Here is an 8,853-nt window from a genome sequence, read left to right as displayed (position 1 = left end):
TTTTTTCTTTTACTTATTTTTGCGCCAGTTGGTATTAAAACTTTTTTAAATTTTTCTATCATAAAATGTCCTTTTTTTATTAGTATAAGTATTATACTAAATTATTTTAAAAAACAAAATAAAAAAATATTTTTTTTATAAATTTTTGGTAAAAAACGCACTTTTAAAAAGTAAAAGTGCGTTAGTATAATAAATTACTGAAAGTTTAAAATAAAAAATATAAATATTTATGTGTTTAAAAATTTATTTATGTTTTAAAAGCATTTCTATTTCTTGCTTGTAAATCGGATCGCTTTCTGGTACAGGTGTTTCTAAAATAATTGGAATATTATCAAAATCTTTATCATGCACAAATTTTGCAAGAGTATTTAAACCAATTGCTCCTTGATCAATGTTTGCATGTCTATCTTTATGAGATGCAATTTCATGTTTTGAATCATTAAGATGAATAACTTTAATTCTTTTTAGTAAATCAAAATCTTTTAACTGTTGTTTAAAGTTTTCATAATCTTGTATATCATAACCAGCATCTCAAATGTGGCAAGTATCAAGACACATTTGAATTCTGTCTGAATCTACTCAATCTAATATAAATTTGATTTCTTCAAGATTAATACCTATTTCAGTACCTTTACCAGCCATAGTTTCAATACAAATAACAACATCTTTTGTATTTTTTATAATATATTTTAAACTATCAACAAGTTGATCTAATGCTTCTTGTCTTTCAAAAGTTGTGTGAGCACCAGGATGTAATACAAGATATTTAGCACCAATTGCATTCATTCTCTCAATTTCTTTAATTAAGAATTCATTAGAAAAAAAAGCTTTCTCAATATTTGCCGGATTAACTACATATGGAGCATGAACTATAATATCTTCTGGTTTAATAATATTTTCATATTTTTCCTCATATTCCTGAATTTTATATTTATCAATGCTTACACGATTAGTGTTTTGAGGGGCGCCAAGATAGATCATCATTGTGTTTGCACCATTATTAAGAGATTCTTCAACAGCAGAAACTAAATAATTAGGTGCTTTAAAAGAAATGTGTGAACCTAGTTTAATCATGTTTTTGTTTTGAACTCTCCTTTTTTGTAACGTGGTCTTGTGTTTCTGCTAAAAATGCAGAAGCAATAACCCCTGATGGAATTGCAATTATTGCTAAGGCAATCAATGCATTTAATGAAACAATAATTTTGGTAATAGGTGCATGCGGTAAAACATCACCATAACCAATTGTTGTTAATGTAATAACCGAAAAGTATAACGCATCTAAAAATCCTGTTATATAACCACTCGATAATGAAGTAAAATCATCTAAATTAATTGATTCAAATTCTGTTCTTAAATCTTGTACTTTATTAATTTCAAATCATTTATCAATATTATAATTTTTAAGATTAAGATGCTTGTAATAATCATTAAATAATTCAACAGTTTTAATATTTAAGTATTGTTTTTGAAGTCATACCTTTTGTATTTCATTTAAATATTGAGTTTCTGAACTTCAAATTACAAAAGCAAAAATGATAATTAAAAATAATGCAATAAATAAAACATTCATTAAAATTTTCTTTTGACTTTTAAAAACGTTTGAAATTATTCTAAATGGTGAAAACATAGTTAAAATAGCAAAAAAGCGTGCTACTCTAGCTAAATTTAAAATTTTAAAATAATCAAATACTTTTTCAGTTTTTGCATCAATTGTTGAAATACCACTTAATACATGTATTGAAGCTAAAATGCACAATAATTGTACAATGCCAAAAAATGTAAAAATAAAATAAAAGTTTTTATATTTAAATTTCTTTTTGTGATGTTTATTGATCTTTTTACAATAAATTTTATATGTAATGATATGTGAAATATAATCAAAAACAAAAAAGAAAAAAGAAAAAATTTGAAGTACTGAAACTATTTTAAAATAAACATCAAGAACATTTTTATCAGTACTTGGATTAACCAAGGAAATAAGCGAAATTAAACAAGCAACAGAAACCAATATTGCATAAAAAGTTCTGAAGAAATGAATTTTTTTATATTTTGGTTCTTGGGAAATAAAACTTTTATGCATTGACCAAACAATAGGTGTAAAATGTTCAAGAAAATTTTGATATTTTGTTTTAACAAACTGCATAATAAATTTTAAATAATTCTTGTTGGAATAACTCTTTCTTGTGGTTCACCTGTATCTTTGTGTTCATTAATTAATTGACTTATTTTTAATCCAATATTTGGATAATCTATAAAAATTTTAGCATCATAATTTTTTATATTATCGTAAATAGATTGATAACCAATGTCTGTAAGTTTAAATTCTTTTGTTCCTAAATGTGTAGAAATAGTAATAAAGGTCTCGTGTGTTGAACAAACAACATATCTTATAGCTAATGCTTTAAGTTGTTTATTTAGTTCGACTATTGATCCTAAATCTTTTCTTGCTTCTAAATTAATAACTTTACAATCTAACTTATGTTCATCACAGAATTTTCTAAAACCTTCTTGTCTTTCAATTGATTCAACATCACTTAACCTTGCATCATTTATAAATGACAATTTTTGAACTTTATGATTTTTAAAAAGTTTATTAGTTACTTCATAAAAACCATATTTTAAATCTGGCTTAATTCAATTTAAACCTTTAACTTTGTGTCCATAAATAATAATTGAAGTTTCCGTTTTAATCTTTTCTAAAAAACTAAAAACTTCTTTTTGGTAATCCGGAATAAATATAACAATCGCAATTGGTTTTCAAGATAATGCATATCTTATTGCTTCGATATAATCTTTTGTACTGCTGTTTGTGTATGTTGCATTAACCCTTTTTCCTTGTTTTGTGCATGAAACTATAATTCCACCTACAATTGAATTATAAATATTATTTGATCATGTTGGCATAATAACAAAAACAGAGTTATCACGCCCTCTTATTAAACGTGCACCGTGATTAGGATAATAATTGTTTTTATCAACTATTTCTTGAATACGGATTTTTGTGTCTTTTGAAACATAACCATTATTATAAAACCTACTGATAGTTGATATAGATGTACCTGCTTCAAGCGCGATTTCTTTGTACGAAATCGCTTTGTCTTCTTTTTCTCTTTTCATAGTTTTTTTATTATAACAAAAATGTGGAAATATTCCACAAATATTTTAAATTTGAGTTTTTATCACAAATTAAAAAGTCTGATACAAGTTTAAATTTTTAAAACTTTTTAATTAAATAATCTAAAAAATAGAATCACTTAATAAAAACTCAATTAATCCTACATAATATATACCATTATCATCATAGTATGGAATAATTGGGTCTTTTACTATAACAATTTTTTTAAATGAATCATTAATTTTTTTAAGAGATAAAATTTCTTGTTCTTTTTTTTCGGGTAAATCAATATTAAATGCAGATTGAATATAAGATCTTTTATCTCCAAAATTTATAACAAAATCAATTTCTGTTTGAACTTTTTTTCTTATATTATCTTTCTTTATTTCTAACTCAACAACACCAACATCAACATTATAATCTCTTGCTATTAATTCATTATAAATTAAATTTTCCATTAAATGTGTATATTCTATTTGCCTAAAGTTTAGTCTAACATTTCTTAATCCTATATCACTAAAATAGTATTTTAATGGAGCAGAAAAATATTTAGAACCCTTCACATCATAACGGTTTACTTTGCTTATTAAATAAGATTCTTCAAAATAATCAAGATATTCTGAAATAGTCTTTGAACTAATATTTATTTTCTTTTCTGATAAAAATCTATTTGATAACTTATGAGGATTTGTTAGTGAACCTATATTTGAAGAAATAAAGTCTAATAAAATTTCAAGTATTTCTTTTTTATTTCTTAAATTATTTCTATCTAAAATATCACTAATATATGTGTTTTGAAACAAATCTTTTAAGTATAATCCTTTTTCTTTAACATCTAATAGTGAATAAATATATGGCATTCCACCATAAATTATATAGTGATTGAGGGCTTCTTCACTATTGTTAAATAATGTATTTATTTCTTTAAAACTAAGAGGATTAATATGAATCCTATCACCTCTGCCTCTAAACTGTGTTAGTACTTCAGATGACAACATTTTAGAATTGCTGCCTGTTACATAAAGATCCAAATTATTATTTTTCATTAACCCTAACAAAACATCCACAAAAGTAATTTTTTCATCATTTTCTGTATAAGGATTTTTTATTTCGCTGCACATTTGTATCTCATCTATAAATATATAATATTTTTGTATAATATTTGTTTTATTTTTAATATATTCATTAAGTTTAAATGGATTTCTTAATTCTATATTTTCAAAATTTTCTAAAGAAATACAAATTATTTGTTCTTCTTTTATACCAGTTGATAATAAATAATTTTTAAATAAATTAAATAATATATATGATTTTCCGCTCCTTCTGATTCCGGTTATAATTTTAATTTGTCCATTATTCATCTTACTAATTAGTTTTGTTAAATAAAAATCTCTTTTAATTTCCATTATTACCTCTTAATTAAAATTTAGGTGGATTTACACCTTTTTTTGTCGTAAAAATTATAACATAAAAATACTTTAAAACAAATTTAGGTGGATTTACACCTTTTTTTGTCCTAAGTTAGACTAATATTTCATATAATTATTTAAAAAACAGAAACCTAAACTATTTATGTAGTTTATGATTTCTGTTTTAGAAAATATTATTTATATTCAATTTTATTAATATAAGGTTGCCCTGAATACGCTTTAAAAGTATTTAAAGCAACTTCTTTACCAAAAAATATTTCAAGAGCATCAAATGCTAATTTTGTTGAAGAATATGGTGAATTACCTGAAATAAATTTTAAATTATCAGAAATAGAATTTATCTCTTTTGTGTAATTATCTTTTCTAAATTCAGTACTTCAAGAACTTGGATATGATGAAAATTTTTCATTATCAATAATATTATTTTCTTTTAATGCATTTGGTGCGTCACAAACTGCTATGATTGATTTATTTAATCTTTTAAACTCACTAATAATATTGATTGAGACTTTATTTTTTCTTAAATCTTGTACTCCTGCACCACCAGGAATAAATACAAAATCATATTTATTAGGATTAATATGATTTTTAATATTATTAATTGTTACAAGAGAGTCAGAACCAGTCACTGTTTTTAAAGTTGGATGATAATAATCAATTACATCAAACTGCTTTGAAGTTTTAAAGATGGTAATTGGTATAGCCAGTTCTACGTCTTTAAATTTATTTTCAACAATAACTAATAATTTCATTATTTCTTTCTCCTAATAAAACCTTTATAAATAAAGAAAATTAATAATGTTAATGGTAAAAAATATGTCAAAATGAAAACAACTGCAAAAAATCTTAATCATGCTTTATTTTCATTTTTTCTTCTGTTTTCAACTATTTCTATCACTTTTATTAATACATCACTTGTGCCTAAATTACTCCTGATATCTTGAATACGTTTTTTATCATATAATACAGTAAAAACATAAAAAAGGATAACACATAGAATAATAACTACACTGATAATTAATAAAACATTAACATTTCCAAAAGTCTGAACAAATCTTTCTCTAAAGTCAATTACAAAATGAAAAGCAAAACCATTTTTAACATTTCCTGATTCACTACTTTCAACTGGTGAACCTATTTCTCAAATTTGATCTTTTAATAAAAAAATAATAAGAGTAAAAGTACCAAAATAAACTAAGAAAAATGTTAAAAATCATGAAATTCTAACTTTTTTTAAAACGAGTGCTTGATATAAATCAGTAAACATTGAACTTGAAGCAACATCTCCGTTTCGATGTTTATTACGATACGCTTGTTCTGCTTTTCTTCAACCACTTATTTTAATTAATGAATTAATCATTAAATAAAATGAGATTAAAATACCTATACCAAAACCAATATAATTGCCTATTCCATACCCTAATTTATGTTGTTCAGTAAAAACAAAAAAGTTTAGTACTAAACCTACAGAAGATCCAACAAATATTATTAAAGAAATAATTAAAGATAAAATTCTTATTCTTTTTTCTTTAAGTATTATTGCAAAAGTTGTTGGACTTAATTGTTTTTGTGGATCTTCTATTATTTTTTTATTTAGTTCATCATTTAATTCTGTTGAGGATTGTTGCAAACTTATTTCTAAAGTTTTTTGTGAATTTCTGGGATTTAACAACATTAACCAATATTATTTTGTTCTTTGTTTGTTTCTTTATGTTCTTTAAGTTTTAAAACTTTTAAAAATTCTTCTACAACAACTGCTACATCTGCTTTATCTCTAGTTTCTTGTCGTTTAATAATTTCGCTATCAATTAAATTAGATAATTTTTTAATTGATTCTTGTGTTAAATTTGATGAAATCTTTTTAATTGTGTTAATATCACTCTTAAAATTAGGATCTGCTGTATTTACTTCATCATAAACTTGTTCTAGTTTTTCTCTAACAAAATCAGTAAATGCTTCTTTTTGTTTTTCTTTACTTTGAGCAAATGTTTCAGGTTTTTCTACACGCATTCTAGCATAAGCCTTATCAACTACTTCACCAAATTTCTCTTCAATATTTAAATCAGATGCAACTTCTTTAATAAAATCAAAAGCAACCGCTTGTACTCTTGGTTCATTAATTAAACTTGAAACGTTTTTTAAATAAGTTGAAAGTTGTTCTTTTTCTTCGTTGCTTAATTTAGAATAATCTTTATTTAAGAACTCTTGTATATCTTTTGTTTGAGCAATGAATTGAACAACATTGTCAATTTCACCAAATATACCTGCTACTGATTCACCTTGTCCTGCGGTCATTACTTTAACGCTGTAAGATGTAGCTTTTTGAAAACTTTCTGATTTTTTTGTTCCAATTAATAATAAGTTAGAAAATGCAGCAACTGGTAAAACTGTTAATAATGAATTAGCAGTAGCTGATAATAATCTTGAAACTCTTTTTTTAGGTTTTAATTTATTCTTTTTGCGTTTAGATAAGTGTACTATAAAGTTAACAATAAATACTATAATATTTAAAAATGCATAAAAAACTAATGAAAATAAAGTTATAGCAAATGGAATTAATGATTTATATTTAGATAAATCTTCATCATTTTTAAACGTTGCATAAATTGAAGCACCAGTGGCTCCTGCAACAATAATTGTTACAATTAAAACAACAAGTTTAGATATTGATCATTTTCATTTTAAAAAATAACCAATACCAAAAGCACCAAATACTAATATTACAGCTAAAATAGGAACCCAAATGTGTGCTCCTGTTTCTGATGAAAGTTTAGCAAGTGCTTGCATTAAATTCTCGATAAATTTCATTATAAATATCCTGCCTTTTTAATTTTTTTTCAAGGTTCTTTTTTCTTAATTCTGTCAATAAACAATGTTCCTTGTAAGTGATCTAGTTCATGTTGAAAAACAATCGCTAAATAATCCGATAGTGTTAATTGAACAAAAGATTTTTCAAAATAACTATAAGCACGAACTGTAATTCTTTGACTTCTATGAACATAACCTTCTTGCTCTGGTCAAGTTTCAGGAACACTTAAACAACCCTCTCCTTCTGATAAAGCAATAAGTTTGTCACTTTTTGAGATTATTCTAGGATTAAAAAGAACATCTTTATAAATAGTTTTATTATTTTCATCTTGTAAAAATACATAAAACACATTTTTTAGTATTCCGTATTGCACGGCAGCAACTCCAACACCCGGCCTAAATTCTGTTCCTTCTGTTTGAGAATCATCAATATGATAGATCATTTTCTGAGCAAGTTCAACATCTTCATCACTAAGAGGAATTGGTACATCTTGTGATTTTTTTCTAAGAACACCCTCCGGTAATTCTACCAACTTAATATCAAATTTCTTTATTTTATTCATATGTGCTATTATACTATTATTTAACATTATTATGGTAAAAATTATCAAATAACCATAATTTTTAACTCATTTAATTTTAAGATTATTTTGCTTATTTTTTATTTAAATAAATATTTATATATCTTTAATTAAATTAATATAAAATTATTTTTATGAATAAAAAAATAAATAAATCTTTGAAAATTTTTACAACAAGTACTATTTTAATCCCTTCTTTTTATGTTGTTGCTTGTAATGATATTTATGAAATAAAACCAAAAGTTCAAAATAATCAAGTTAAAAATACAAATATAAAAAAATTGAAATATAAAGATCAAAATTTAATTAATGTACAAAATGATGCTGATGTTAATTTTTATTATTCTTCATATGGAGTGCAAACTTTTTACAATATGATAAGACTAGCAATGTTATCAACAAAAGAGGTTCATTTTTATCATTCAAACAAGTTTGTTGCAATACAAAATGATTTTAATGATGATGAGTTTCTTAAATTTATCCAAAACGAAAGAAATGCTTCTGATGAAGATAAGAGAAACAGTACAATAAAAAGGATAGGATATTATATTGAAGGAGGTTATTATAAAGAAGCATATGAATATGCTAAAAGCAATCCAAATAAAAAAATAAATGTTTGATTTAATTCTAAAGGGGGACACAGAAATGACACAGTTATTTCTGTGTTTTCTTTTATAAAACAAAAGGAAGGGGGAGGGGTATACCCCTCGGGCTTCGCCCATAAAAATGAGCAAACATTTATCACACAAACAATGAGAATTTTGAATCAAAGAGTATTACAAAGCAAATAATAATTTTGCTAGTGAACAACTATTTTGAACTAATTTTTGTAATCAAAATAACATTAAATTTACTAAGCACGTAATTTATAGATTTAAACAAAAAATTAACTTGTATAATTTAAATATGAATTTAGATA

At 24.2% G+C, this 8,853-nt stretch carries 10 protein-coding genes; 2 read left to right on the top strand and 8 right to left on the bottom strand.

The annotated features are described in order from the left end of the window. Positions 1-243: 243 nt before the first annotated feature. From BU00_RS0102565 to def, 8 genes are all read right to left on the bottom strand, one after another. Positions 244-1,074, bottom strand: a complete 831-nt coding sequence (locus BU00_RS0102565) for a deoxyribonuclease IV (RefSeq protein WP_027121365.1) — start codon at positions 1,072-1,074, stop codon at positions 244-246. Continuing rightward, on the bottom strand, positions 1,067-2,143 hold the full coding sequence (locus BU00_RS0102560) for a potassium channel family protein (protein ID WP_027121364.1): 1,077 nt from the start codon (positions 2,141-2,143) through the stop codon (positions 1,067-1,069). Before BU00_RS0102560 ends, BU00_RS0102565 begins: the two co-directional genes overlap by 8 nt. A gap of 8 nt (positions 2,144-2,151) precedes the next feature. Further along, the gene (locus tag BU00_RS0102555) at positions 2,152-3,117 is read right to left on the bottom strand and encodes a LacI family DNA-binding transcriptional regulator (protein WP_027121363.1); all 966 of its coding nucleotides are present in this window, start codon (positions 3,115-3,117) and stop codon (positions 2,152-2,154) included. A gap of 120 nt (positions 3,118-3,237) precedes the next feature. Further along, positions 3,238-4,521, bottom strand: coding sequence for an ATP-binding protein (locus BU00_RS0102550; protein WP_027121362.1), 1,284 nt, complete (start codon positions 4,519-4,521; stop codon positions 3,238-3,240). A 197-nt stretch (positions 4,522-4,718) separates the two neighbouring features. After that, positions 4,719-5,297, bottom strand: coding sequence for a DJ-1/PfpI family protein (locus BU00_RS0102545; RefSeq protein ID WP_027121361.1), 579 nt, complete (start codon positions 5,295-5,297; stop codon positions 4,719-4,721). Further along, positions 5,297-6,220 (bottom strand): MSC_0882 family membrane protein, encoded by a 924-nt coding sequence (locus BU00_RS0102540; protein ID WP_036458960.1) that lies wholly within the window; start codon positions 6,218-6,220, stop codon positions 5,297-5,299. The genes BU00_RS0102545 and BU00_RS0102540 overlap by 1 nt, the downstream gene beginning before the upstream one ends. Beyond that, on the bottom strand, positions 6,220-7,353 hold the full coding sequence (locus tag BU00_RS0102535) for a hypothetical protein (RefSeq protein WP_027121359.1): 1,134 nt from the start codon (positions 7,351-7,353) through the stop codon (positions 6,220-6,222). Before BU00_RS0102535 ends, BU00_RS0102540 begins: the two co-directional genes overlap by 1 nt. Next, positions 7,353-7,916 carry a peptide deformylase gene (def, locus tag BU00_RS0102530; protein WP_027121358.1) on the bottom strand — a complete coding sequence of 188 codons (564 nt, stop codon included), beginning with the start codon at positions 7,914-7,916 and terminating at the stop codon, positions 7,353-7,355. The genes BU00_RS0102535 and def overlap by 1 nt, the downstream gene beginning before the upstream one ends. 152 nt (positions 7,917-8,068) lie before the next feature. On the opposite strand from def, the gene BU00_RS04900 reads away from it, so the two are divergent. Continuing rightward, on the top strand, positions 8,069-8,725 hold the full coding sequence (locus BU00_RS04900) for a hypothetical protein (protein WP_027121357.1): 657 nt from the start codon (positions 8,069-8,071) through the stop codon (positions 8,723-8,725). After that, positions 8,661-8,853: hypothetical protein (locus BU00_RS05090; RefSeq protein WP_036458788.1), on the top strand; the 193-nt coding region annotated here is incomplete at its 3' end. The genes BU00_RS04900 and BU00_RS05090, both read left to right, overlap by 65 nt.

Source organism: Mycoplasma leonicaptivi ATCC 49890 (assembly GCF_000622205.1).
Taxonomy (GTDB): Bacteria; Bacillota_I; Bacilli_A; order Mycoplasmatales; family Metamycoplasmataceae; genus Mycoplasmopsis; species Mycoplasmopsis leonicaptivi.
Note: the sequence above shows the minus strand (reverse complement) of the source record. Positions and strands in the feature narration are given on the sequence as shown.